Source organism: Streptosporangium canum (assembly GCF_900113865.1).
GTDB classification, from domain to species: Bacteria; Actinomycetota; Actinomycetes; order Streptosporangiales; family Streptosporangiaceae; genus Streptosporangium; species Streptosporangium canum.
This window is the reverse complement of the sequence record NZ_FOQY01000060.1, coordinates 1-24,719: the sequence shown is the minus strand read 5'-3', so window position 1 is coordinate 24,719 and position 24,719 is coordinate 1. Positions and strand designations below refer to the sequence as shown.

Below are 24,719 nucleotides of genomic sequence, written 5' to 3'. Positions count from 1 at the left end.
GCAACATCCAGGCCCTGTCTGCGCCCTGCGGCCTGCCGCTGTGGGTGTCCGACGTCGAACCCGGCTCGGTCCATGATCTGACAGCCGCCCGCACCCACGTCCTCGGGGCGCTGTACAAAGCCGCCGCCGACGGGCTGCCCACCCTGGCCGATTCGGGCTACGACGGCGCCGGCATCGGCATTCTCACCCCGGTCAAACAACCGGCCGACGGCCGGCCTCTCGACGTCGACACCCGCGCCCGCAACGCGCTCCTGCGCGCCTTGCGCTGTTTGGGGGAACGAGGCTTCGCCCTACTCACGCAACGCTGGCGCATCCTCCAGCGCATCACCGCCAGCCCCAGCAGAATCGGCGACATCATCAAAGCCGCGCTCGTCCTCACCCATTTCGAACACGGCTACTCAACGTGAAGTCGCTGAGATCACCTCAATGACCTCTCACGGTGGACCGACTTCGCTGCAGCGAACTCCTCCTGGCTGCGGGTGGTGCAGTGGCCGACGTATGCGCCGGAGTTGAATCCGGCCAAAGGGGTCTGGGCGCTGCTCAAGCGGGCCATCGCCAACTTCGTCGCCGCCGGTCTGGACGGCCTGGTCCGGATCACCAGGCGCAAGCTGAAGAAGACCCGGCACCGGCCTCAGTTGCTCGACGGCCGCCTGGCCGCGACCGGCTTGGTCATCGAACCCTGGTGATCACTCAGCCGGACCCCACGAGTTCAACCGGAGTAACCGCCCAGATCGGCTGCTCCCTGAATTTGTACTACACCCAATTCATTAAAACGCGGGGTCACAACCATATCGGCGAGTGGGTTACGTGCAGTGATCACGGAGAATCTCGTCCCCAACACTGAGAACAATCTTTACTTTTATCTTTGCTTTATGTGATGATCACTCCGTTTTGTCGCATCTGTCCGAAAGGCTATGGGTGAACCCACGCCAATTAGCGTCCGGCTTATCCGCCCGGACGCGCCGCCGTGCTGCCCTGATCGCAACTTTGACCCTGCCCCTCTCGCTCTTGAGCGTGCCCGCAGTCGCCCAGGGCCCCACATCATCCCCCGCCCCGTCCTCCGCAGCGACGACACCACCGGACGCCGCCTCGGATCCGGTCCTCAAGACCGCCTGGGACAAGGCAGCCGCGTCAGGCAAGCCCGTCGAGGTGCCTTCCCGGTTCACCGAGACCATGAAGGTCTGGGCCGACCCCGACGGCAAGAACCTGCGGGCCCAGCTGCACACCCGGCCCGTCCAGCTCAAGAACAAGGCTGGTGCCTGGGAGCCCGTCGACACCCGCATCGTGACCCGCGACGGCACACTGCAGGCCGCGCGGGTTAAGACCCCGCTGACCTTCGGCGGGCGCGGCACCAAGCACCTGGTGTCCGCGGCCGGGGAACAGGGCACCAGCGGCCTGGGGGTGACCCGCGTGCTGCCGGAGCCGAAGATCTCCGGCAGCACGATCACCTACCCCGACGCCGTCGCGCCGGGAGCCGATCTGGTGGTGCTGGCCCTGGCCGACGGGTTCGTCTCCCAGGTAGTCTTTCGCCGCAGGCCGGACGGCCCGGTGACGGTACGGCTGCCGCTCAAGCTGCCCAAGGGCACCTCTTTCGGCAAGGGCCCCGAGGGGCTGCCGCAGCTGAAGGACGCCAAGGGCAGCGCCAAGGCGGCGCCAGTCGTGCTGACCGCGATGGACGCCAAGGTGGAGGCCTCTCCGGAACAGGGCAAGAGCTCCCCGGTCACCGCCCGGGTGGAGACCTCCGGCAAGACGTCGGAGCTGGTGTTCACCCCGGACGCGGCGTTCCTGGCCGATCCGGCGGTCACCTATCCGGTGACGATCGCCGCCGCCTCCGAATGGTTCGGCGGCGGCGTCCCCGACGACGCCTGGGTCAGCAAGAACAGCCCGAGCAGCAACAACGCCGCGGCCGGATGGCTGCGCGCCGGAACCACCCAGACCAGTGCCGACATCGCTCGGGTGTACCTGAAGTACGACACCGACGTCCCGGAGCTTGAGGGCGCCACGGTGGTTGACGCGGATCTGTATGTCTGGAACTACAAGTCCGGCGGCCCCAACGGCCAGCTGTGCGGCAACGAGATCGGGTCGGGCATCGCCGCCTCGCTCATCACCTCCGCCTGGACTCCCACCGGCTTGAGCTGGTCCAACCAGCCTTCCAACGCCGGCATCATGACGGGCTCAGGCAACAAGGCCGGCTACAACATCGACGCCAGCGGCACCTGGTGCGCCAGTGAAGCGGCGCTCGTGCACCGGATCACCGGCATGGCCCGCGCCTGGATCGAACAGGGCGTGGCCAACCATGGGCTGGTGCTGCGAGCGGTCACCGAGAGCCCGGCGATCAACTGGCGGCAGTACTACGCCAGCGAGTACAGCGGTGATCCGTACCCGGGCTACCGTCACCCGCCCACTCTCATGGTGGAGTACACGCCTGCGGAGAAGCGCTACACCATGCACGCCAGCGTCGAGGAGGACGTAGTCACCTCCGAGGTGCTGGCTCGGTACTCGGACCCGATCACCAGTACCCCGCCTCGCGCGACGGCGCTGAGCTGGACAGAGACCCAGGCCGAGCTGCGCAGCAGCGGTGAGGTGATCGGCCGTAACCCGGACACCTTCTTCACTCCGCCGAGCGACTGGACCCCCGACGAGACCGCTGCCATCCTGGATCCCGACGGAGAGCCCGAGGTGCCCGCTGAGGAGGCGGTCCTTGGTCACTGGTCCTTCGACGAGGGCGCGGGCACGACCACGACCGACTCCTCCGAGTGGAGCAACACCGCCAACCTCAACGACACCGCGCGGTGGACGCCCGGCAAGAGCGGAACAGCCCTCACCAACGCCACCCCGGCTCCCCCTGCGACGGCGAAGAGCTCCGCCGCGCCCCCCTCACGGCTCGGGGCCGCCGCGGCCGCCCCGACTCTGAGCGGATTCACTGTGAACCCCTCCCAGACGGTGAACGGCACCATCGTGACCTCGTCGTTGACCCCGACGCTCAAGGTGACGGCGACCGACGCGGCGGCAGCCGCGTCGACGGTCGAGTTCCGGGTGCTGAAGTACAGCGACGACAGTCTGGTGTGGTCGGGTTCGGTGGCGAACGTACCCTCCGGCACTCAGGCGTCGATCACCGTCCCGGCGGCGAAGCTGGTCGACGGCACCCAGTACGAGTGGCAGGTGCGCGCCACATCCGCGGGTGGTACCTCGGCCTGGTCGGCGTACCAGTACTTCACCGCGGACGTCCCCGAGGCGGTGGTCGACCAGTTCCAGATCACGCCGTCACTGGTGGTGGGAACGACGACGGTGAGCTCCTCGCTGACCCCGACCCTGCTGGCCCGGGTGACCGATCCTCTCGGCGGAGCGTCCACGGTGGCGTTCGAGGTGGCGCGCTACTCCGACGACGTGACGGTGTGGTCCGGCACGGCGACGAACGTCGCCTCCGGCTCACAGGCGTCGGTGACGGTTCCCACCGGCAAACTGCTCGACGGCATCCGCTACGAATGGCGGGTCAAGGCCACCACACCGAACTCGACCCCGGCCTGGTCGGCGTACCAGTACTTCACCGCGGACGTCCCCGAGGTGGTGGTCGACCAGTTCCAGGTCACCCCGTCGCGGACGGTGGGAACGGACGCTGTGAGCTCCTCGCTGACCCCGACCCTGCTGGCCCGGGTGACCGACCCACTGGGCGGAGCGTCCACGGTGGCGTTCGAGGTGGCGCGCTACTCCGACGACGTGACGGTGTGGTCCGGCACGGCGACGAACGTCGCCTCCGGCTCACAGGCGTCGGTGACGGTTCCCACCGGCAAACTGCTCGACGGCATCCGCTACGAATGGCGGGTCAAGGCCACCACACCGAACTCGACCCCGGCCTGGTCGGCGTACCAGTACTTCAAAGTGGACGCCGCCCCGCTGGTCGACCAGTTCCAGGTGAGCCCCTCGAAGGTCGTCGGCGACACCGTCACCACGACCTCGCTGACCCCGACCCTGCTGGCCCGGGTCGTCGATCAGCTGGGCGGTACCGCCACGGCCGATTTCGAGGTGGCGCGCTACTCCGACGACGTGACGGTGTGGTCCGGCACGGCGACGAATGTGACCTCCGGCACCCAGGCCTCGATCGCCGTTCCGGCGGCGAAGCTGGTCGACGGCACCCGGTACGAGTGGCGGGTGAGGGCCACCGCCGGCGGTGCCACCTCGGCGTGGACCTCCTACCAGTACTTCACGGTGGACGTTCCCGAGGCGGTGGTCGACCAGTTCCAGGTCACCCCGTCCGAGACCGTCGGCACCGCGACCGTGACCCCTTCGCTGACCCCGGCACTGCTGGCCAGTGTGACCGACCCGCTCGGCGGCGCGGCCACGGTCGAGTTCCAGGTCGCCGACTGGGCCACCGACACCGTGTTCTGGTCGACCTCGGTGACCGGCGTCGCCTCCGGTGCCCAGGCATCGGTGACGGTCCCGTCCGGAAGGTTGTCGGACAAGGTTGACTACGAGTTCCGAGTCAAGGCCACCACATCCGGCTCGACACCGGTCTGGTCGAACTGGCAGCGGTTCCGGATCGACCTGTTCGATCCGGCCACCGATCCGGCGGTCAGTCAGCTTCAGGTGATCCCCTCGCAGAACCAGGGCGGTGTCACCACCGCCTCATCGGTGACCCCGGAGCTGCGTGCTCTGGTGTCACATCCGCAGGGCAGCGCCTCGCGGGTGGAGTTCGAGGTCGAGCACGACCCGTCCGCGCCGCAAGGCCAGGGCAGCGGTCAGATCTGGAGCACGGCCCTGGACAACGTGCCATCCGGTACGGCTGCCGCCGTCGCCGTCCCGGTGGACAAACTGGCCGACGGCTGGCTGGTGCGCTGGCGGCTGCGTTCCCTGGTGGGCGGTTCGTCGTCGACCTGGTCGGCCTGGCAGCAGGTGAAAGTCGCCGTGCCCAAGCCCGGCGTGGGCCAGTTCCAGGTCACCCCTTCGCAGGTGGTGGACGGCAAGACGGTCACCACGGTCACGACTCCCTCGTTGCACGCCCAGGTCACCTACGCCCTCGGCGGTACGCTACGGGCCGAGTTTGAGGTCGAGCACGATCCCGCCGCCCCCACAGGTCAGGGCAGCGGCCAGATCTGGACCGGCGGCGTGGACGGCGTCTCGGCAGGCACGCAAGGCGTGGTGACGCTGCCTGGCGGAAAACTGGCCGACGGCTGGCAGGTGCGCTGGCGGGTGCGTTCCCTCGTCGGGACGCTCGCCTCACCCTGGTCGGCCTGGCAGCAGTTGACCGTGGACCTGCCCGGCTCGGCGCCTTCGGTGCAGGATCTGCAGATCACCCCGGCGGCCCAAGTGGAGGGTGAGACCGTCACGTCCACCCTGACGCCGCACTTGCGGGCCACCGTACTGGATCCGCGTGGTGAGCCGGTGCGGGCCGCGTTCGAGGTCGAGCACGATCCCGCCGCCCCCACAGGTCAGGGCAGCGGCCAGATCTGGACCGGCGGCGTCGACAACGTGGCGCCCGGCAGCCAGGCGGCCCTCGCCGTGCCGGACGGGAAGCTGAGCGACGGCTGGGTCGTGCGCTGGCGAGCCCGCGCCACATCGGCCACCGCCGCCTCCGACTGGTCGTCCTGGCAGAAGGCGACGGTCGAGATCCCCAAGCCGGGCGTCGGCCTGCTGCAGGTCACCCCGTCTCAGGAAGTCGACGGCAAGACGGTCACCTCGATCCTGACGCCTTCGCTGCACGCGCGGGTCACCTATGCTCCTGGCGGGGCACTGCGGGCCGAGTTCGAGGTCGAGCACGATCCCGCCGCCCCTGAAGGCCAGGGCAACGGCCAGATCTGGGCGACGGAGGTGAACCAGGTGCCGGCCGGCACCCAGGCCGCGGTTGCGGTCCCCGCCGGTGAGCTGACCGATGGCTGGGTGGTGCGCTGGCGCGCCCGTTCGATCGCCGGGACGCTCACCTCTCCGTGGTCGGCCTGGCAGCAGCTCACCGTCAAGCGACCAGCCTCAGCGCCAGAAGTGAACGACCCGCAGGTCACACCCGCGCAGACGGTCGGTGGCAAGACTCTCGCCCTGTCGCTGACCCCCGAGTTGCGCGCGACGCTGACCGACCCGCGCGGTGACGCGCTCACCGCCGAGTTCGAGGTCGAGCACGATCCGGCCGCCCCCGAGAACCAAGGGAGCGGGCAGATCTGGGCTGGGAGCGTGCACGGCATCGCCGTGAACAGCCGGGCTGTGCTCGCCGTACCCAGCGGAAAGCTGACCGACGGCTGGCAGGTCCGGTGGCGGGTCCGCGCGACCTCGGAGACCGCGGCTTCTGACTGGTCGGACTGGCGGCTGTTCACGGTCGACCTTCCCAAGCCGGACGTGGCTGGACTGCAGCTCACACCGGCCAGGACGGTGGACGGGGTAACCGCCACCGAATCCCTCACCCCCACCTTGAGCGCGATCGCCACCCATCCGCAGGCGGCGGTCTCACGAGTCGAGTTCCAGGTCGAGCACGACCCGGCCGCTCCCGAGAACCAAGGGAGCGGGCAGATCTGGACCGGTGGCGTGGACGACATCGCCTCGGGAGGCCCGGCGGCCCTGACCATCCCGGCAGGGAAGCTGACCGATGGCTGGCTGATCCGGTGGCGTGCCCGCGCCGTGGCCGGAGGTGTCTCCGCGGGCTGGTCGTCCTGGCTGACGGTCAAGGTTGACCTCATCCTGCCAGGCGAGGAGCCGCTGGCGGAGGCCACGACGGCCCTTGTCCCTTCGGAGTCGAGCTTCACCGTCGGCGCGTGGGTTCGCTGGGCGGACAAGGACGGTGACTACACCGTCATCGAGCAGCGAGGCACGCATCAAGCCGCCTTCCGGCTGGGCAACACCGTCGAAGACGGGTTGGTCTTCACCTTCGCAAGCGCGGACACGCGCGAGGCGAGCACCGGCGGTGTGCTCTCGCAGGTGGAGCCGCCGGTCAACCAGTGGTTCCACCTGGCGGGCGCGTACGACGCGGCCACGAAGCGAGCGACCCTGTACCTCAACGGGGTCGCGATCGAGTCGGCCACGCTCGGCTTCACCACCTGGCGCGCCGACGGCGTGACCACGCTGGGCACCAGGCTGAATGGGTCCCTCGACGACATCTGGATCTACGACAAGGCCATTACCGCGGAGGAGGCGGCGGTCGCGGCGGGGGTGACGGCATCGGCTGCGCGCGTCAAGAGCTCGGTGAAGGCCGCTGCGGCCGCGTCCGCGACTCCCACCTACCATCGGATCGCTCCCGCGGACTGCATCAAGGAGAACTCCAGCTTCTACTTTCCACCCAGATTCCCGGTCCCGGTCAGGAACCCGAAGGGCTGGAACCCCGGCCCTCACGACTGGTGCGTGTCCCAGAAGCCCAAATTCACTGTCGAGGTCACCGATCCGCGCACGTTGCGGTCGCGGGTGACCGACGAGGCGAGCATGGTGCTCATGACGATCGGGCGGGTCTTCAACGACTCCCGGACCGCCGAGATCGAAGTGATCAACCTGCAGTTGGACGACACCGTGCAGGGATCGGTCTTCGACGGCCAGGTCTTCGCCCTCGGCCTCGACGTGCAGGGTTCCCCCGCTTCCTCGTGCCGGCAGGTGGTCGACTCCAGCCACCTCTCGGTCTATGCCGGGAACGAGAGCTACTGGAACAACAGGAAGGTCGCCTTCAAGATCGAATCACCGGAGAGCGGGTGGACACCGGCCGACACTTCGCAGTGGCTGTCCGAGTGCACCATCCAGTTGAAGCTGACTGTGCGGGATCTTCCGTTGATGTACAAGGGCGCCATGGCGAAGGGAGTGGTTCGATGTGACTCCGCGAGGGAGAACCAACTCTTCCCGCGTGGCTGCATCTTCGACCACAAGATGCGCGCTGTCGAACTGCATGAAAACACCTTCCCGGACGCCTACGCGCACATCTACAAGGCCTACAAAACTCCTAACCTCACCACTCCGGAAACGACCACGACGAACCCGAGGTTGTGGCCGAAACATGTCCCCTTCGGAACCGGCAAGGAGTTCCCCGGATTCAGCACCGACACGCCGCTGACTCGGCTCAACAAGAAGGACAGCGATCCCAACGTCATCAAGAACCGGGCATCGCGGAACTACTATCGATCCTTCAGAATATGCGCGATCGACTACAAGTCCAGCTGGAAGGGTGGCGCCGCCCCCTGGGACACTTCGCTGAAGGAGTGCGACGAGTATCCCTTCCAGAGCACCTACCAGGGTTCCTGGGTGAGCTGGCAGGCGAACAAGCCCGCTGACAAGGGCGCGCCCTACAAGCCGGGAGTGGCGGTCTCGGTGTCACTGATCCCCAAGCAGCAGAACACCAACTGGGGGGCGACCTACCATCTCGCGGGGCTCGGGCGCTTCTACATGAACGACCGGATCCTCTACAAGGAGAACTTCATCCTGCATCTCTACAACGCCGCGGGGAACCTCGTGAACCCGGGGCCATAGCGGAAAACTGAGCGCCCGGCGGATCACCGCTGGGCGCTCGGCCTATCCTTGCGTCAAGCTGTGTCGGCGCGACGTTTACGGAGAACCATGGCAAAGCTCATTGCCCGCGTCGCGGGTCCATTCCTAGTGATGTATGGCTCATTCACCGTCATGGACCTCGACGGGCTCTCCTTCTCGTCCGCCGCGCTCGCCCCGGAAGAGCTGTACGAGCTGGTGAGACAGGGTGACCCCTGGTTCGCCGCCACGGAGAACATGGCAATCGTGTGCAGCCGCCAGGGTTACCACCACATAGCGGACGTCGCGCTCGAACTGTGGGACGGCGAGCCGCCTGCCGACCCGGAGGGTCAGGCGGGGACCGCCGCTGAGCCGATGCGCAGCAGTTCGGGCCGGGTTCGGGCGGGCAACTCCATGGGCAACGGCGGCCCGGTCCTCGACCTGGGAGAGCCGGCCGCCCTGTGGTCGGTCCGCGCCCAGCGGATCAAGAAGGCGAGCCAGGCCGTTGTCTACTTCTCATCGGATGAGGCATATGACGACGAGGACGATGACGACGGTGGCTACCCGGAGGGTTTGGAGGAGTTCCGCATCCAGTTCTGGCCGGCTGCCCGACCTCTCGGTTACTGAGGTTGAACTGGTGGTGTCATAGCTCCTGATGAGCCTTGATTACCGGGTAGACCGACGTCATGAGGTACGCACAAGGCGGAGGGTTGTCCGCCGAGCGAAGAGCGTTCCGCGAACGACTACGGCTGCAGGCGGCCGAGCGGTTCGCCCGTGATGAATCCAGCACGGCCATCGCCCGGGACCTGCGAATCAGCCTGCGGTCCGTTCAGCGTTGGAAGAGGGACTGGCGAGCCGGCGGGGACGGAGCGCTGCGCTCGCACGGGCCGGCCTCCCTGCCCCGGCCCGGCGACGCTTGTCCAGCAGGAAGTCCGAGAAGTAGGAGCCCTGCCGCAGCCGAGGCACCGCCAACTCAATCGATCCGGCCCGGGTATCCCACGGTCGGGCGCGGTAACCGTTGCGGGTGTTGGTGCGCTGGTCGCTGATCTCGCCGTAGCCGGCGCCGCAGAGCTGTTCGACCTCGGCGTCCATCATCCGCTGGGCGAACTCGCGGATCATCGTCCTGAGCAGGTCGGGGCTCGCCGCAGCGAGCGTGTCTTCGAAGTACTCCCCGGCAGCGGGCCCAATGTCATTGACGGCTACTTCGTCCCCTTCGTGTTGATGTGAGCGAATCGAAGGATTACGAAGTGGCCGTCTCTTGTCACATGGATCTCACCCGTGCTAGCACCAGGGCTTGATCACCCGCACACCATCTCCCAGGACGTGAACTGCTTCTTCTCCCGATCCACCGAGCAACCTGGGCGCATATTTGGGCGCCGGCTGCTCGTACGGCGAGGATCCCGAAGGGGACCGGGCTGCATGGCCTGCGACACTACTTCGCGACTTTGCTTATCCACAGGGGAGCCAGCGTCAAGGCCGTACAGCTCGCACTTGGCCACAGCACACCCATGGTGACGCTCAACACCTATGTGGGGGAGTGGCCTGAGGCGCAAGAGAGGACACGCGTCCTGGTTGACGACGCCCTCGGGCATGTACCCCGCGTACCTGCTGGCTGATGGGCGCTACAGCTACTCCTGCCGTAGATCCGTGGTCGATTCCCATTCTTGTATCCGATAGGCGATCGCGAAGAGATCTTCTGCCGTGATCAAACCGGCTATTGCGAGCGCCTGTATGTGATCCGTCAGAGATCCCCGTACGGAAGCCTTCTCTTTTTGGGAAAAATTTTGCTTCCGAGGAGGCTGGGAACGTGCCAACTCCTCTCCGTAGTGCTCGGCAAGTAGGGCCTCAAATCGTTTGGCAGCGGGATCTAGGCGCTCTCCTAGCCCTTTGAGCATTTCAAGAACAGGTTGTGCCTGGTAGATGCTGGCTTTACCGGCGGATGGGATCTTGTATTGCTTGATCATCCGTTGAATCGTCTGCAAGTCGCCGGGTACAGACGCCATGACTACTGGATCAAAGCCCTTTTGGGCGGCCAGTTGCGCAATCTGTAGGGCAACGCTCTTCATCTGAGCTTCATTGCCTACCGTCCGAAGACGTAGGTCGCCGCCGTGGCCTTCTTGAATGAAGACGTTGAGCCGTTGCATCATGCTCCGCGACATCCGGGGGGTGGGGGCCCGTCCCGTGCGCTCCAAAGCAAGGGATCAAGGTATGGCGATTATAGGAGCAACGCCGTAGATGTCTGCCCTGTGTGGCAACAGAACCCGACGAGTTTCCCTGAGGTGAGGCGAGAGGAGTCGGAGCGCAGAAGCCGGCTGGTCTGTCCTCGCCGCGTTGCTCATGTGCCCTGGATGTGCCCTCTCAAGGAAGGAAGGCCCTGACGTAGCAGGTCAGGGCCTTGGTTCCCCGGGCGTCAGCGGTAGTTCGTGAACTGAAGGGCGATTTCCAGGTCCTTGCCCTTGAGCAGGGCGATGACCTCCTGCAGTTCGTCCCTCTTCTTGGAACTCACCCGAAGTTCCTCACCCTGGATCTGAGCCTTGACCCCCTTGGGCCCCTCATCCCGGATGATCTTCGAGATCTTCTTGGCGTGCTCCTGGTCGATGCCCTCCTTGAGGGTGACCACGAGACGGTAGTCCTTGCCGGACAGCTTGGGCTCGCCCGCGTCCAGGATCTTGAGCGAGAGCCCCCGCTTGATCAGTTTGTCCTTGAACACGTCAAGGACGGCGTTGGCGCGCTCCTCGCTGTTGGCCTTGATCTCGACAGCCTTCTGGCCGCCCGACCAGGCGATGGACGCGCCGGTGCCCTTGAAGTCGAATCGTTGCCCGACCTCCTTGACCGTCTGGTTCAGCGCGTTGTCGGCCTCCTGATGGTCGATCTTGCTGACGATGTCAAAACTGCTGTCGGCCATGCGTCGACTATCCTTTCTAGCTCTCATGTCGACCCTAGCGCTTTGCTTATCGGCCCATGATGAACGTGACCGTCAACGTTCAGACGGCGGTGTCGAACGAGGCTCGTTCGCGAGACCGCCACCATCCTGCGCATCCGAGCGACACGACGCCCGCGCCCGCCCTCTCCAAGTCGCCCCCACCCACCCCGGCGCCCCCGGCCTCCGCCCGTCGCCCACGGTATCCGCCGCGTGGCGTCGCCGCCGGGCGCAGCCGTAAGTCCCGAAAGTCTCGGTACGGCGGGCTGTCGATGGGCGGTCTCCGTCGATGTCACGTCACGCCCGGAAGTCCGCTATTCTTCTTCCTGTCACCGCCTCGAGCGGATGACACGGCAGGTTGCCCGAGTGGTCAAAGGGAGCGGTCTGTAAAACCGTCGGCTCAGCCTACGCAGGTTCAAGTCCTGCACCTGCCACCAGGGATTTTCCCAGCTCAGAGCCCCGCAAGGGGCTCTTTTGCTTTTCCGGGGTATGCAGCCGCAGGCAGCCAAGAGCAGCCGTATGTCAGTGCTCGCGGGATATGCGCGGGATGGATCATGGAGCATTTCCCCAGGTCGCGCTGTGCGGTGCGGGACATACGCGGGATGGAACCCCCGGAACGCCGAAGGGGCTCCGGGAGTGTGTCCCAGAGCCCCATGGCAGAGGTGATCTTCACGCGGCCAGCGCGTCATCAATCCTCCGATTGACCGTCTCCTCTTGGCCGTCGATGCACTTCGCGTAGACGCGGAGGAGGACGTCAACGCCGTGACCGGCCCGCCTCGCTATCTCGGGAGCGGGTACCCCGGCATTGAGCCAGAGCGACACCGCCGCGTGCCGCAGGTCGTACGGCCTGCGAGCGAGGGGAGAGGCAGCCTGTTCCGGCGTCAGCGCGAGGAGCCGAGCCGCGGCCCACACCTCGGTATAGGCCGTCGAGCCGACCACCCCGCCGCGTTCAGTCTGGAACAGCCGGCCATCCTTGGCGGTCCCGAACTCGTCGAGATGCTCACGGAGGATCTTCACCAGGACCGGAGGGATCGGAACAGGCCGTGTGTCCTCCTGCGCCCGATGCTTGAGCCCCCGTGTCTCGTGGCCATCCCCGGAATCGGTCCATCGGGTGTTCACCTCGGGCCGGGAGACGTCGAGGCTGAGCCGACCCCAGCCGGTTGCCGGAAGACGACAGTCCTGCTTGCGCAGCGCGACCGCCTCACCAGGGCGGATACCCGCGTAGTACATGCAGGCGAACAGCGCCATGAGCCGGCGACCACGGCCGCGCCTGCCCACATAGGTCACCATGGTCAGCAACTCGCGAACCTGCTCGGGATTGACGACCACGCGAGGATCGACCGTCTCGGAGACCTTCACCGGCTTCCAGCGGACTTTCGTCACCGGGTTCGCGGGCAGCTCTTCCAGTTCGACGGCGTACTGAAGCGCGTTGTAGAAGACCGCCCGCTTGCGCCGGATCGTGTTCGAGGCCGCGGCCTTGCCGTTGAGGAGCAGGGCGAGCGCGTCGAGTCCGGCCCGGACGGTCTTGGCCTCTTGGAGGTCTGTGAGCGGCACAGAAGCCTTGTCGAGCCACCGCAGCGCCTTGGAGATCTCCACTGGTCGCGCCTTGTCCCGAGCGTTGGGAGGCAGCGCGTAGTGGCGCAATGCCGTACGAAGGACGGAGACCTCTGGCTTGCCAGGGAGATCCCGCGTCAGCGCGGGGACCACCGTTGCCAGGGCATCGGTCATCGCGTCTCGGGTCTTGGCCGCCGCGTGGGGCCACTTCATGTCGATGTACGCCAGGACGAAGGCATACCAGTTCTGCGCCTCCTTGGCCTGAATCATCGACTCGGGGAGACCCGTCTCCATGTCGAAGGCCTCACCCCGCTTGGCGGCCTGCCGCAGGTCAGATAGGAAGTTCTCGCCGAGAGCCTTGGCCCGGTAACTCTTGGACTTCTCCCGACCGCCCACCTTCCAACGGACCTCATAAGACGCGGCCTTGCTGGACTTGTTCCGGCGGATCTCCCAGAACTTCACGTCGTACGAGGTGTTCACGCCGCCTCCCGGAGGGTCTCAAGCCACGCCTCGAACTCACTGCGGTAAAGGCGGATCTCGTCATTGGGCAGCCGCAGACCGCGGGGGAACTTACCGATCTCACGCCAGCGGTAGAGGGTCCGGACGGACACCCCGCCGAGCTCGTCGAGGATCTCGGGGACGGTCATGAGCTTGTCGTCGTCTTTCTTCTTCACGCCGCCTCCCTCATTGCCGAAAGATCTTGGGTGGGTTGCCCACTGGCTTGCTCTTGGAGAGCCAGCAGGGTTGCTCGCCAGCGCTGGCGTTCGGCGACCATGCGCAGCAGCCGCAGGGCCAGGGAGGGGATATCGCCGTCGCTGGCCGGGACGGGCTTCCAGACATAGCGATGCGGGTCAGGGATCTCGTCGACCAGGCCGAGCGCTTCCATCACCCAGGTACGGCGGTCGCGCTTGTGCTCGGACAGGGTCTTGTTCGACCACTTACGGGAGACCAGGACGCGGCGGCCCGCGTAGCCGAGGTGTTCGGGCTTGTGCGCCTTGCCCCGGCACCGGCCCGGAGCCATGCCCGCTTTCGCGTTCTTGGGCTGCACGCCGTAGCGCAGCCAGTTCGGGCAGGCAGGGGAGCACGGTTCGTAGCGCAGCGCCTCCGTCATTCGGGCGACATGCGCGCGCTGAGCCGGGTTGTCGGGGTCGAGGGTGTCGCCGAGGCTCTTGGTCAGGTACTTGCTCAGGTAACGGATGCACTGATCGGCGTCCGGGGTGCCGGACAGGACGCCTTGAACGTCGACTTGGGGGCCGAAGCGGACCATGTGCAGAGGTTCGGCCTCGTCGTCCTGGCCGAGCTGGTCGAGCGCCTCGTGCCAAGTTGGCAGGAGTTCCCCGGTGGCCGGGTCGAGATAGTCGCCATCCTGGCCGTCGCTGTAGGTCTGCCCGTCAGGAAGGTCGGCCCGTGGCGTCCACACCGGTAGGTGATCGCCGTCGAACTTGACCTTGTCGACGGATGGCCACCACACCTGGTGATAGGTCGCCGCCGCGATGGCCTTGATCTCTGCACGCGGCATGGTGCCCCGAACGGCCATGTGCAGGTGAGGCGCGAGCCGCTTCTGAGGTTCGACGGAGGAGAAGTACTGCACGTCATAGCCCGCGACCCGGCGGAGGTTCTGCACGAAGCGGTCGACGAGCTTGGAAAAGTGCAGGGCGTCGCGAGCCGCGCGCGGGTAGTCATAGGTGTCCGGATCGACGGGCACGCCCTGCCCTGCCCGGATGCGGCCGTAGGAGGGCAGGGTCAGGGTGATGAACAGTGACGGCCGGTAGGTGGCCCCGTCCGAGCCGGTGAAGGTCCGCCCGAGCGTAGTGTGCTGCCGGACCTTCTTGGGCAGGTCAGGCGCGTCCTGACGGCGTCTCGTGGAGCGGTTGCGCTTGGCGGTGGTACGGCCGAGCAGGTTGCCCCGCATCCCGGCCGCGTTGATCTCCTCATCCAGTCCGGTGAGCACCGCGTCGAGATCGGTGGTGTCGTCGCCGGCCTTGTCGGCGGCATCGCGTCGGGCCTGCATGTCGGCGCGGAACTCCACCAGCCAGCGCTGTTCCTCGGTCGGCTCATCCGGCGTGATGGAGGGTTCGGCCTCCAGGTGCCAACCTTCCCGGCATTGGGCCATCCGCAGGTAGCGGTTGCGCTTGGCGCACGGCGGGCACTTGGCCTCCATCGTGGCCCCGCACGGGACGTTGACGTCCTCGGTGGTGCCGGTGTGGGTGTCCAACCTGCGCAGGATCACGGGACGGATGCACACGCCGTTGTGCTTGGCGATCTCCACCGCGACGTCCAGCGCCACCGGCATGGCCTGTCGTTCGGCACGGGAGAGGGCGCGGTCGGTCGGGTCGGTCATGCGTCCTCCCATTCGTCGCCGGGGTCGATGAGCGCGCCCTGTCCGCACTCTCGGCACTCGACCAGGCCGCGGATCAGGTCCAGCCACAGCGTGTTGACCGCGTGGCAGGCCGCGCAGCGCAGCCCGTCGAGGATGTGAGCCAGCTCAGTCACGGTTACTCCCCTCCACCTCGGTCAGATCGGCGCACAGGCGGAACAGCGACCCGTAGGGGTCGGTGGTGACGCGGATGTTGAACAGTTCGAAGGCCAGCACGGGCTGAGAGCGCAGCGGCCCCAGCAGCGCGAGGACGGGTCGTTCACACAGCCGGGTGATCTCTTCGTCGGTGCCGTAGAAGCAGATCCTCATCGGGCCACCTCCACCACGGGCAGCGGCGCCGTGTCCGAACCGGGAGTGAAGCTGGCGGCCATGGCGCGGATGTCGGCATCGGAGACGTAGGCGGCGCGGACCCGGATCGGATCGGGTGAGCACTCCAGCCGCACGTAGGCGATGCCCGCGCCTTGGTCGGGGATCGGGGAGATGTGATCGGCCAGCGCGCCCCGGTCACGGGCGCCGTCGCCGAGGACCATGTCCACCTGTTCGGACTCGTCCAGCCGGAGTGCGATCTTGTCGGGGAACAGGTTGCGGATGTTCAGCACGTCTTTCCGCGGGTCCTGCAGCGCGGCCAGCACGCCGACGCCGACCGCCCGCCCTTGGGTGGTCAGGGTCGCCAGGGCAGCGGAGATGCGGAGCTTGAGGCCCTTGTCGGACTGGTAGGCGGTCAGGAACGCCACCTCGTCGACCACGGCCAGGACGAACGGGTCCTCGACGGTGGGGGTGTGGTTGCGCTGGAGTCCGGCGAACCGGTCGGCCCGTTCCTGCATGACCGCCACGGCCGCTTCCAGCAGATCGGCGCAGTCAGCCGGGCTTGCGGCGTAGCGGTCGCCGAACAGGTCCCGGCCGAAGGACAGCTCCATCCGCTTGGGATCCAGCGCCCAGATGTCAACGAGGCCCGCGCGGACGGCGGGCAGCAGGCTGCGGATGGTCGACCAGATGACCGAGCCCTTGCCCGCCCCGGTGGCCCCGGCGACCAGGACATGCGTGCCGTGCACCTTCAGTCGCCACGGTGTGCCGTCCTCACAGGTGCCGATGTGCACCGGCCCGACTGACGCGGTCTCCGGGATGGGCAGGGCAGGTAGCGGTGTGGCGAGGGGGTCGTGGCGGGGGAAGATGAGCAGCAGCCGGCCGGCCCGAGCGACGGAGACCCGGCAGGAACGCGCGCCGAACCCGTGCGCGAGGTGGTCGGTGCGGTCGGACCAGTCCTTGACGGCTTGGCCGTGCAGCATCTTGACCGTGACCAGGTCGGCCCACGAGGTGCAGCGGATGGAAACCAGGCGGGGTAAGTAGTCCCGGCCGCGTAGGTGCCGCCCCAATCCGGAAATGATCATTACCGGTTGCCAGTGTCGCCGGTACACCCACACCAGTCGCCAGAAGGCCAGCAGCCGCCAGCCGATCCAGCGATTGAAGGAGACCCGGCCGAGCAGCGCCCAGCAGGTGAGGCCGAGCAGCACCAGGGCGACGAGGCCGAGACCGTACTGCCAGCCGTACAGCCAGGCCAGGACGCACGGGACGGTGACGATGGCCGAGGCGATCGGGTGCCGCCACACCAGCCGCAGCAGGCCGGCCAGCAGCCGCCAGACGAAGATGACGATGGTGACGAACGCAGGGGTACGGAGCACAGCCGGGCGGAACACCACGGCGGTGTCCGGGGTGGTGGAGACGAGCTGTTGCGCCTCGTCGCCAGGCAGTTTTTTGAACATTAGGCTTGAGCCCTCTCTTGATTCGCATCTGGGGAGAACCGAGGGGCCGCCGGAAGTTGCACCTTCCAGCGGCCCCGCTTCCATGTCAGGCCGGGATCTCATCCAGGCCCGGCAGCGTGGGGCCGGCCGCCTGTTCGGCGTGCAGGCGCTCGCAGTCGGTCAGGTAGCGCGCGGCGGCGTTGAAGATGTCCCGGGCGAGGGACACATCCTGCTCGGTGACCGGCCCGCCGCCCGTGGTCGAGACCGATACCTGGGCCTCAGGGGTGGCCAGGTCCAGGAACGGCCGCTTGTTGTCGGTCACCGCGGCCAGCACCCCGACCTCAGAGGTACTGAAAGCGACATCCAGCCGGATCACGCCGCCCCGCAGAACGGCCGTAACGTAGGTGTAGGGCTTGCGTGCACTCATGCCGCCACCTCCTTGGCAGCCGCAGCGGCGGCGTTCTTGACAGGAGCCGGAGCGGCAGCGCTACGGGGAGCACGCATGGCCCGTGCTCGGATGGACCAGGCCAGGCGGCCGGTGTTCTGGCCGACGTACGGCGTGACGGTCATGGCATCGAACTCAACCGGGATGAATGGCAGGCCGGGCAGCGGCGCCGGGGGGACCGGCTGCACCGGGGACAGGATCTTGACCGAGACGGTCTTCTGTCCGGCCTTGACGGTGGGGTCGGCGTCCATGACCGCGACCTGCCAGACGAGTTCGCCGGTGGTCTTGTCCTTGGCGTAGACGGTGCGCCCGTTGGTGGAAGCGTCGAAGTCCTTGACCTGCTCGACCTCGCCGACGATGTAGCAGCCGTGCGGGAAGACCTGGTCGAAGCCGATCGGGATGGGGCCTTGGATAGCCATGGTGGCGTTCCTTTCACTTGGGACAGACCGACGTTCGGTCGTCCACTTGTCCGCACAAGCTGAGAGTAGCTTCTCCCACTCGTCCGCACAAGTGATTGAGCGGAACGGGTGGGAGAAGGATTAGCTCACCTGGTAGACATCCTGGAGTTCATGCAGGTCACCAGGGAGAGCGGCACTCATCACCAAGAGCACGGACCCCGCAGCGTCATGCACGGTGGCTAGCACGCCGAGCACGGGCTTGGGGGAGCCGAGCAACTCGGCCTCTTCCTTGGTGGGGTTACGCGCGGTCAGCCGCTCCGTGACGTGATCGAACCGCAGGTGCTTGACCGCCTGAAGATGCTGACGGACTCCATGCCGGAGCGGTCCGGGCTTGTCCACATCAGTGCCGAGCGCGACCTCCAACGGAAACCACAGCGTCTCCACCGCAGAGGGCCGGCCACCTTGCTTAGCCACCCGTCGACGAGCGATCACGGGGGTCCGCTCCGCGACGCCCAGGAGACGGGCGATGTGCCGAGGGGCCGCAACGCGCTCAACCTCGGTCACGCTCTCGGTGCTCTCGGCCTGCTCAGCCACTGCCAGGCCCGGCCGGACGCGATCCGGTGGACTGTCCGGGCGACCCTTCACGAAAGAGCCGCGCCCATGCTCCCGCTCAATCCAGCCCTGCATGGCCAACGTCTGCAACGCTCGAACCACGGTCGTGCGTCCCACGGCGAACTCGCGGACAAGCTGCGTCTCGGACGGCAGCATGTCCCCAGGGGCGTACTCACCAGCCTCGATCCGCTGCTGAATCGCCTTCATCACCTGGGCATACTTCGGCGGAGCGAAGTCCATGCTCATGTCAACCGCCCGATCACTCTTCCACTTGTCTGCATAAGCACAGTACCGGCTGAGCAGGAGCCTGTCAGGACCCACAGCAGTAGCCAGAACGGCTATCTCACCATTCCGGACAGCAGCGCGATCCACACGGCGCGAGCCTCCCGAAGCGGCCAAGCCTCGCTCTGCGAAACGACCTTTTTCTTCTTGTCGCTGAACGTTCGCTGGATAAAGGCCAGGCCGCCCGCTTCGCAGAACTCGTAAAACGTCACCCGGTGCTCATGGCAGGTCCAGGCCGTCACGCGAATTCGCTCGAACCGACGCGTTTCATTCCAGGACAGAGCCCGATGCCCGTCCCTCATCGGCGGCAGATGGAAAGCCGGGCACGGTGCCCCCGGTATGGCTGTCTGTCCCGTCACGGCATTGTCCGTGTAAAGCGCACCGATCCGGCCGGATCCACCGTCGCCCGGAAGATCACCTGCCGTGACCAGTCGTCGGGGACCGTGCCGAAGTCGTAGACCCGGTGTGTGATCCGACCCCAGGCCCCGGTGTTCGGAGCCATCTGGCGCAGTGCCGTACGGAGCGCGTCCATCGACGGCGCCTGTCCCGAGCTGGTCCCGCACGGCCCGAGATCGTCGGTTCCGCCGGAGGTGGTGAACACCTCCCACTCGAACATCTCGACAACCTGTTCCGGGCCGGCGCAGTAGAGGCAGTCCTCCCGCGCGGACAGTTCCATGTGCAGGCCCATGGCGGCGACGCATCCACGACGGGTGACGATCTTCCAGCCGCGCCCGTCGCACTCCGTGCACTTAACTGGTGTTGTCATGCCGGAAAGGATGTCCGGGATAACTTTCCGCTCCTATCCCACGTGGATATACCACCGAGAGATATAGAGTTTTGGCCTGTAGCGATGCACCACCTCGGGGAATGATCACCGGAGGACAGCATGCACAAGAACGCTTTCAATCCCGTCGAGATCCCGGCATGGGTCTGGGATCGCGATGAAAGCAGAGAAATCCTTCAAAAGCGCGACGTAGCGGGACTATTCAATCTCGCAGTCAAGTACGACGGTGCCAGCCAAGTCCGCATCAGCACGGCGACCGGGATATCCCAGGGCCGCATCAGCCAGATCATCCGGGGACAACGCCAGGTCACCGACCTTGAGGTCTACGAACGCATCGCCGCCGGTCTTGGCCTGCCCGACCACGCCCGCATGCTCTTCGGCCTGGCCCCACTCGACATCGCATCCCCCACCGGCGACTACGACGACAGCCACCAGGAGCAAACCGACGAGCTGACAGCCCGGATCGAAGCCGCCGCCGTCATCGACCCCACCACGGTCATGATTCTTTCCACCGACACCAACAACCTGCGCCTACTGGACCGCCGTCGTGGCGCAGCAGCGATCGCCGACAAGATGCGCGCCCAGATCGCCCAGATCGAACGCGCCCACCGGCACGCCATCCGGCCAGGCATCCGCGCCCAACTCGCCTACGTACTGTCGGAGACCGCAGCTCTCGCCGGATGGCAGGCCATCGATACCTGCGCACTGTCAGACGCTTGGGACCACCACGAAAACGCCATCTCCGCCGCCCGCGAAGCCGAGGACTCCGCCCTACTCGCCTACGCATGTGGCCAGCAGGCCTATGTCCTGGCTGACCTCGGACGGCCGGCGGAGGCCACAGAACTACTTCAGCACGTTCGCGCCACCTATGACCGCCGCGTCCCCGGCCATCTACGGACCTGGCTTGCCGCCGCCGAAGCGGAAACCGCCGCCATCCTCGGCGACGAGATCACATGCCGCACAGCCCTCGACCAGGCCGCCACGCTCCTCCCCGAGGGAGACGCCGACCCTCATTTGCCGTACGTCTCTCTTAACACCCACCACCTTGCCCGCTGGCGCGGTAACTGCCTCGTCCGATTCGGCGACCCCGACACCATCGAGGATCTCCAATCGGCTCTCACAGGGATGGACGGCACCTATAACCGCGCCGAGGCCGGGCTGAGGTGCGACCTGGCTCACGCCTTCTTGGCCATGGGGGAGCTGGACGCCGCGCAGCCCCACCTCTACCGAGCCGGGCAGCTCGTCACCATGACAGGCTCTCGCCGGCACGGGCGACGCGTTAAGGAACTCACCCGAGCGGCTACCCGCGGCCTCCGTTAAGCCGCTCCCGCGCGTACAGGAGCCCGACCAGCACGCCGGAGTTCCAGACGTCTCCCCGAGCGATCATGTCCGGGATCTCGGCCATCGGAACCCACTCCAGCCGATCGGCCTCCACTTCTCCCACCGGCTCACCGACCAGTTCGGCACCACGGCCGAGGAACACCAGGTGTTCGGAGTCGACCATGCCCACCATCGGTTGGAACGTGATCAGGTGTTCCATCTCCTTGGGCCGGTAACCGGTCTCCTCTTCCACTTCACGAGCGGCGGTGTCCTTCGGGTCTTCACCGACCTCCACCAGGCCGCCGGGCAGCTCCCAGCCCCACCGGTCGAACAGGAACCGATGCCGCCACATCATCAGCACGCGGTTCTCATCGTCGACCAGCACCGTCATGGCCGCCCGACCCAGATGAACCGCGTGATGCTCGAACCGCTCCCCATCCGGGATCTCGACGTCCACGAGCCCGAGCCGGATCCACTCGTTGTCGTAGATCAGCCGCTCGCCGTGCACGATCCAGCGCGTCTGCTCCTCATTGGTAGCCACACAGCGAAGTTACCGCCCAACATCCCCGACGTACATGCAGACGTCCACCCAAGATAGGCGCTCTATCTGTGGTCGATCCGTAGTGTTCGGTTAGCCAGGCCATTCGGTGAGGTTGTACACGTCCATGGCCGCTGATGTCGCCGCCTCAACATCACGTTTCCGGAAGGCATCGATCAGTCGTTCTTTTTGCGCCGAGGTAAGTACCGCAGGGTCCGGAACCGGGATACGTCGGATGTATTGGGCTTGGAATCGGAGCGTCTTCCCGCGCATCTTCACCGCATATGCGTCCACGAAAGCCTCTGCTACTTTGGACAGCAGGATCCCGCCGAGGACTTCCAGATCCCAGACGTCGGAAGTGATGAAGTAAAGATTGTGATGCGGGTAGAATCCATCTTCGCCGCCTTTGTCGAGAACCGGATGACTGCTGAGCTTCATATCGGGAAATAGAAGCTTCGGTTGCCGTCTAAGGCCAGATTCGACCTTATCAATAGTTTTATACCATTTCTCCGGGTTTTTCTTGGCAACGTACCGCCCTCTAAGAGCGGCAGCGTTCCGCATGAAGTACGCCCAAAGCTTCGGGTGCTGCTTAAGATCTACTAGATGGCCGTTGTCATCCCATGGGTTAACTAGATAATGTCCAGACCATTCAAGATGACCGCTGGTTGTATCGCGGACCATCGACATCTGAAGAAGTCGATCAGCCTCGACGAGATCGGGATCACGGGTGATGAAGACCTTGTCAGCTCCAGTTGCGATGCCAATTCCTACCCGGACCCCAGACGCCTGACCTAGAACCGTGAATCGTTCCGTAAGATCTTCCAGGACCGCGAGGCGTGCGGGTGAGCCTGTTGGCCACATATCATCACCTGAGAACCAATGAGGCATCCTCGCGGCCTCGAAAGTCTCCTTCTGGAAGGGCCGATCTTCTCGGCGACCGATCCACGAGAGAAGATCCTGAGCCGCAGTCTCTCCGAAACGACTTGTCGTATCAGCGACCACCGCGGACTCTTGAACACCCCGACGTAGAACCGTCACGGCTGGGTACGCCGAAACTTGTTCCTCGAAAGCGTCGACGTCGTGCATGGTGACGCAAGCATCCAGTGCGAACTCATCACCTACGAGCTTGCGGAGCTCCCTACCGTATTGGTTACGCATCCACCGATCTGCGCAGATGAAGCCGAGTCGGCCCCCTGCCCGGAGGGAGCGGAGAGCAGCCTCAAAGAAACCGACATAGATGTCTGCCCGTCCCACCATCGTGGGCCAAAGAGCCCGGTAGAGGCTCATCCGCTCCTCGGGTAGATCCTCCAGACGGATGTAGGGCGGATTTCCGACGACGACATCCACCTGAGGAGTGCCCGGAGGCTGCTCAAGCAAGTAGTCAGCTCGTCGCACCCAAGCTTGAGCCACGCGAGAGGCGTCATTAGATGCCCAACCCTCCGCCGTCAGGATGCGCTCGACCAGGGCGCGGGATGCCGCCACGTTCCGAGGAAGAAGGTCAGAGGCCCTGACGGCGTCAAGAGCGTCTGTGATGTCTCGCTCATGCTTGCGGCATGAGTTGCTGACACGCTGAGCGATTACGCCGAGAAACGCCCCGGTACCGCATGCGGGCTCGACGAGCCGCAGCAGGGAAAGATCTTGATCGGATCGGTAACCGACGAGGTCAAGGATCATCTCAACGATCCATCTACGGGTGAACACCTCCCCGTGCTCCACCGCCTCGTCTGGCATGTCGGCCAGTGTGGCGCGAGGGACGAGGTCGATGTCCAGGGCAGAAGTTTTCACGTTGTCACCTTACGGGGGTGTAGTGATCCACGATCGCGCACGTGGCCATGGCTGGCCAGCGCAGGGCGAGAGCAGATCAGGATGAGTGGACGAACCGGTGCGATGCAGCGCTTTTCCCTGTTACCTTGATCGGATTCAAGACCCGCATCGGGGCCAAGGAGAGCACTGGCAGTGCGCAAGGAAGAAGTTCAGAAGGCAGTCGAAGAGTTCTGGTCAGAGCGACAGGCGCAGATAGACAAGCTTGAAGATCAAGGAAAAGCCGGCGGTGCCGCTCGTGCCAACGGTCACATGGGCGGCTTCACGAACCTGGTCGCTCAAGAATTCATCAACGCCGGAGTCCCTGCGAAGTGCATCAAAAAGGGCAAGCCTTATTTGCCCGGCTACTATCGGGTCCGTAAGCAATGGGACCTGGCGATCGTCTGGGAAGACATCCTCGTTGCAGCGATCGAGTTCAAGTCGCAGGTTGGCAGTGTTGGAAAGAACATCAACAACCGATTTGAAGAAGCTTTAGGGACCGCAACAGATACTCACGCGGCACACACCAAGAACGAAACCTATGGCGAGGTTCCGCCCTGGCTAGGGTACGTGTTCGTGCTGCAAGAAACAACCGAGACTGAAAAGAAAAATCGGTCAACAAAGGCTCTTTTCTCAACTGATGTGACATTTGAAGGAATGTCCTATAATGAGCGCTATCAGGAGATGGTCAAGCGGTTCATCGGAGAGCGCGTCTATCAAGCTGGCTGGTTCGTGACCACCAAAGTCACCGATGAGGGAATTGTGTACAACGAACCCTTGGCTACAGCAGCAGCCGCGGCATTCGCTGTGCAGATCAGAGGGCAAGTCGAATACGTGAAGACTGTTCTCGACGCGATGCGCTGAATCTCGGGTACGACAACCCGCATTGCCGAATTGTTCTTGTAGGTATCAAGGCGGCGGCGCGGCGCGCCGCCGCACGGCCCTCCCACCGCCCGCCGTCCGGGCGTGCGGCGTGGGCGCCGGTCCCGAACGGCGGCGGGAATCGGCCCGCTCGCCGCACCGCCCGCTCGCCGCCCTCGCCCATCGCCCGCCGCAGTGGGGCCGCACCGCCGCCTACATGCAGCCCTTACGATCGCCCGGCGATGGATGATCATTGCTCATGGCCGGGGGCGATCGACGAGCCGGGACTTCGTTCCTCAGCCCCGGCTCACCGTTCATCACGGATTGCTGTTTGCGGGACGCCTCCAGCAGGAATCTGAAGCTCTGAGATAATCGTGACGGGCACTCGGGACTTACAGGCTGAGCTGGAAGCCTGGCCGCCCCGTCGCCCTGGGACAAATTCGAGCAGGCCAGAGGCCGGAGGCGACGGGGCGGCCAAGTGTCCTGTTTCCCTATGAGTCCCTGAAGCCCATGCGAATGCCACGCTCAATGTCGGCGTACTGCTTCAGGACCTGAGTGAAGGCCGGCACGGCGGCTGCGCGAATCATGGCGGCATGCTGTTCGCGAGACTTGGCCAGCTCTTCCTGGATACGTGCCGTAGCGGGCACGGCGGCCGCGCGAATCATGGCGGC

The 24,719-nt window shown here is 65.6% G+C and carries 22 protein-coding genes, 1 tRNA gene and 3 pseudogenes; 9 read left to right on the top strand and 17 right to left on the bottom strand.

The window, feature by feature from the left end; genetic code table 11:
- From BM085_RS41305 to BM085_RS47655, 5 genes and pseudogenes are all read left to right on the top strand, one after another.
- Positions 1 to 407: transposase family protein (locus BM085_RS41305; protein WP_143121319.1), on the top strand; the 407-nt coding region annotated here is incomplete at its 5' end.
- 51 nt (positions 408 to 458) lie between these two features.
- Positions 459 to 686, top strand: a pseudogene (locus BM085_RS41300) (IS630 family transposase); the annotation flags it as partial.
- Between the two features lie 328 nt (positions 687 to 1,014).
- Entirely contained in the window at positions 1,015 to 8,424 is a 7,410-nt protein-coding gene (locus BM085_RS41295) for a DNRLRE domain-containing protein (protein WP_143121318.1), read from the top strand.
- 129 nt (positions 8,425 to 8,553) lie between these two features.
- Complete coding sequence (locus BM085_RS41290) at positions 8,554 to 9,045, top strand: hypothetical protein (RefSeq protein ID WP_143121317.1); 492 nt, start codon at positions 8,554 to 8,556, stop codon at positions 9,043 to 9,045.
- 59 nt (positions 9,046 to 9,104) lie between these two features.
- A pseudogene (locus BM085_RS47655) lies at positions 9,105 to 9,236 on the top strand (hypothetical protein); the annotation flags it as partial.
- An 85-nt stretch (positions 9,237 to 9,321) separates the two neighbouring features.
- Here BM085_RS47655 and BM085_RS41280 read toward each other — a convergent pair.
- Positions 9,322 to 9,606, bottom strand: a pseudogene (locus tag BM085_RS41280) (transposase); the annotation flags it as partial.
- 140 nt (positions 9,607 to 9,746) lie between these two features.
- Between BM085_RS41280 and BM085_RS47650 the strand changes: the two are divergent.
- Complete coding sequence (locus BM085_RS47650; RefSeq protein ID WP_093892178.1) at positions 9,747 to 10,034, top strand: tyrosine-type recombinase/integrase; 288 nt, start codon at positions 9,747 to 9,749, stop codon at positions 10,032 to 10,034.
- Between the two features lie 12 nt (positions 10,035 to 10,046).
- Here BM085_RS47650 and BM085_RS44020 read toward each other — a convergent pair whose 3' ends face one another.
- Both BM085_RS44020 and BM085_RS41270 read right to left on the bottom strand, forming a co-directional pair.
- Positions 10,047 to 10,565 carry a hypothetical protein gene (locus tag BM085_RS44020; protein WP_143121316.1) on the bottom strand — a complete coding sequence of 173 codons (519 nt, stop codon included), beginning with the start codon at positions 10,563 to 10,565 and terminating at the stop codon, positions 10,047 to 10,049.
- Between the two features lie 263 nt (positions 10,566 to 10,828).
- The gene (locus tag BM085_RS41270; RefSeq protein WP_031164771.1) at positions 10,829 to 11,323 is read right to left on the bottom strand and encodes a YajQ family cyclic di-GMP-binding protein; all 495 of its coding nucleotides are present in this window, start codon (positions 11,321 to 11,323) and stop codon (positions 10,829 to 10,831) included.
- A gap of 367 nt (positions 11,324 to 11,690) precedes the next feature.
- Here BM085_RS41270 and BM085_RS41265 point away from each other — a divergent pair.
- A tRNA-Tyr gene (locus BM085_RS41265) sits at positions 11,691 to 11,775 on the top strand.
- Between the two features lie 232 nt (positions 11,776 to 12,007).
- Here BM085_RS41265 and BM085_RS41260 read toward each other — a convergent pair.
- The 11 genes from BM085_RS41260 to BM085_RS41215 all read right to left on the bottom strand — a co-directional run bounded on the left by BM085_RS41260 (position 12,008) and on the right by BM085_RS41215 (position 19,511).
- Positions 12,008 to 13,372, bottom strand: coding sequence for a tyrosine-type recombinase/integrase (locus BM085_RS41260; RefSeq protein WP_093892177.1), 1,365 nt, complete (start codon positions 13,370 to 13,372; stop codon positions 12,008 to 12,010).
- Entirely contained in the window at positions 13,369 to 13,539 is a 171-nt protein-coding gene (locus BM085_RS41255) for a helix-turn-helix transcriptional regulator (RefSeq protein ID WP_043654631.1), read from the bottom strand. Before BM085_RS41255 ends, BM085_RS41260 begins: the two co-directional genes overlap by 4 nt.
- Before the next feature lie 23 nt (positions 13,540 to 13,562).
- Positions 13,563 to 15,233, bottom strand: coding sequence for a replication initiator (locus BM085_RS41250; RefSeq protein WP_093892176.1), 1,671 nt, complete (start codon positions 15,231 to 15,233; stop codon positions 13,563 to 13,565).
- Entirely contained in the window at positions 15,230 to 15,385 is a 156-nt protein-coding gene (locus BM085_RS45075) for a hypothetical protein (protein WP_177245527.1), read from the bottom strand. The genes BM085_RS41250 and BM085_RS45075 overlap by 4 nt, the downstream gene beginning before the upstream one ends.
- Entirely contained in the window at positions 15,378 to 15,578 is a 201-nt protein-coding gene (locus BM085_RS41245) for a hypothetical protein (protein ID WP_093892175.1), read from the bottom strand. The genes BM085_RS45075 and BM085_RS41245 overlap by 8 nt, the downstream gene beginning before the upstream one ends.
- The gene (locus BM085_RS41240) at positions 15,575 to 17,029 is read right to left on the bottom strand and encodes an FtsK/SpoIIIE domain-containing protein (protein ID WP_093892174.1); all 1,455 of its coding nucleotides are present in this window, start codon (positions 17,027 to 17,029) and stop codon (positions 15,575 to 15,577) included. Before BM085_RS41240 ends, BM085_RS41245 begins: the two co-directional genes overlap by 4 nt.
- An 85-nt stretch (positions 17,030 to 17,114) precedes the next feature.
- Positions 17,115 to 17,435: a hypothetical protein gene (locus tag BM085_RS41235; protein WP_012887466.1), complete on the bottom strand. Its 321-nt coding sequence runs from the start codon at positions 17,433 to 17,435 to the stop codon at positions 17,115 to 17,117.
- Positions 17,432 to 17,872, bottom strand: a complete 441-nt coding sequence (locus BM085_RS41230) for a plasmid replication, integration and excision activator (RefSeq protein ID WP_093892173.1) — start codon at positions 17,870 to 17,872, stop codon at positions 17,432 to 17,434. The genes BM085_RS41235 and BM085_RS41230 overlap by 4 nt, the downstream gene beginning before the upstream one ends.
- Before the next feature lie 120 nt (positions 17,873 to 17,992).
- A complete protein-coding gene (locus tag BM085_RS41225; protein ID WP_093892172.1) occupies positions 17,993 to 18,709 on the bottom strand; it encodes a GntR family transcriptional regulator in 717 nt (238 codons plus the stop codon).
- A gap of 92 nt (positions 18,710 to 18,801) precedes the next feature.
- Entirely contained in the window at positions 18,802 to 18,987 is a 186-nt protein-coding gene (locus BM085_RS46590) for a hypothetical protein (RefSeq protein ID WP_245789995.1), read from the bottom strand.
- Between the two features lie 113 nt (positions 18,988 to 19,100).
- Positions 19,101 to 19,511, bottom strand: coding sequence for a hypothetical protein (locus tag BM085_RS41215; RefSeq protein WP_245789994.1), 411 nt, complete (start codon positions 19,509 to 19,511; stop codon positions 19,101 to 19,103).
- Between the two features lie 120 nt (positions 19,512 to 19,631).
- Between BM085_RS41215 and BM085_RS41210 the strand changes: the two genes are divergently transcribed.
- Entirely contained in the window at positions 19,632 to 20,849 is a 1,218-nt protein-coding gene (locus tag BM085_RS41210) for a helix-turn-helix domain-containing protein (RefSeq protein ID WP_093892170.1), read from the top strand.
- Here the strand turns inward: BM085_RS41210 and BM085_RS41205 are convergent.
- Together BM085_RS41205 and BM085_RS41200 are read right to left on the bottom strand one after the other, a co-directional pair.
- Positions 20,830 to 21,390 (bottom strand): NUDIX hydrolase, encoded by a 561-nt coding sequence (locus BM085_RS41205; protein ID WP_093892169.1) that lies wholly within the window; start codon positions 21,388 to 21,390, stop codon positions 20,830 to 20,832. The two genes, BM085_RS41210 and BM085_RS41205, sit on opposite strands and share 20 nt — an antisense overlap.
- Before the next feature lie 90 nt (positions 21,391 to 21,480).
- Complete coding sequence (locus tag BM085_RS41200) at positions 21,481 to 23,172, bottom strand: Eco57I restriction-modification methylase domain-containing protein (protein WP_218158978.1); 1,692 nt, start codon at positions 23,170 to 23,172, stop codon at positions 21,481 to 21,483.
- Between the two features lie 171 nt (positions 23,173 to 23,343).
- On the opposite strand from BM085_RS41200, the gene BM085_RS41195 reads away from it, so the two are divergent.
- Positions 23,344 to 24,051, top strand: coding sequence for a PaeR7I family type II restriction endonuclease (locus tag BM085_RS41195; RefSeq protein WP_143121315.1), 708 nt, complete (start codon positions 23,344 to 23,346; stop codon positions 24,049 to 24,051).
- Between the two features lie 488 nt (positions 24,052 to 24,539).
- Here BM085_RS41195 and BM085_RS45070 read toward each other — a convergent pair.
- Positions 24,540 to 24,719: hypothetical protein (locus tag BM085_RS45070; RefSeq protein WP_177245526.1), on the bottom strand; the 180-nt coding region annotated here is incomplete at its 5' end.

What these genes read in the sequence shown, in the direction of transcription:
- BM085_RS41210 (WP_093892170.1), top strand. Translation starts at nt 19,632, where the DNA reads ATGCACAAGAACGCTTTCAATCCCGTCGAGATCCCGGCATGGGTCTGG.
- BM085_RS41235 (WP_012887466.1), bottom strand. Translation starts at nt 17,435, where the DNA reads ATGAGTGCACGCAAGCCCTACACCTACGTTACGGCCGTTCTGCGGGGC.
- BM085_RS41230 (WP_093892173.1), bottom strand. Translation starts at nt 17,872, where the DNA reads ATGGCTATCCAAGGCCCCATCCCGATCGGCTTCGACCAGGTCTTCCCG.
- BM085_RS41290 (WP_143121317.1), top strand. Translation starts at nt 8,554, where the DNA reads ATGTATGGCTCATTCACCGTCATGGACCTCGACGGGCTCTCCTTCTCG.
- BM085_RS41270 (WP_031164771.1), bottom strand. Translation starts at nt 11,323, where the DNA reads ATGGCCGACAGCAGTTTTGACATCGTCAGCAAGATCGACCATCAGGAG.
- BM085_RS41215 (WP_245789994.1), bottom strand. Translation starts at nt 19,511, where the DNA reads ATGACAACACCAGTTAAGTGCACGGAGTGCGACGGGCGCGGCTGGAAG.
- BM085_RS44020 (WP_143121316.1), bottom strand. Translation starts at nt 10,565, where the DNA reads ATGATGCAACGGCTCAACGTCTTCATTCAAGAAGGCCACGGCGGCGAC.
- BM085_RS41225 (WP_093892172.1), bottom strand. Translation starts at nt 18,709, where the DNA reads ATGAGCATGGACTTCGCTCCGCCGAAGTATGCCCAGGTGATGAAGGCG.
- BM085_RS41245 (WP_093892175.1), bottom strand. Translation starts at nt 15,578, where the DNA reads ATGAGGATCTGCTTCTACGGCACCGACGAAGAGATCACCCGGCTGTGT.
- BM085_RS41240 (WP_093892174.1), bottom strand. Translation starts at nt 17,029, where the DNA reads ATGTTCAAAAAACTGCCTGGCGACGAGGCGCAACAGCTCGTCTCCACC.
- BM085_RS41250 (WP_093892176.1), bottom strand. Translation starts at nt 15,233, where the DNA reads ATGACCGACCCGACCGACCGCGCCCTCTCCCGTGCCGAACGACAGGCC.
- BM085_RS41255 (WP_043654631.1), bottom strand. Translation starts at nt 13,539, where the DNA reads ATGACCGTCCCCGAGATCCTCGACGAGCTCGGCGGGGTGTCCGTCCGG.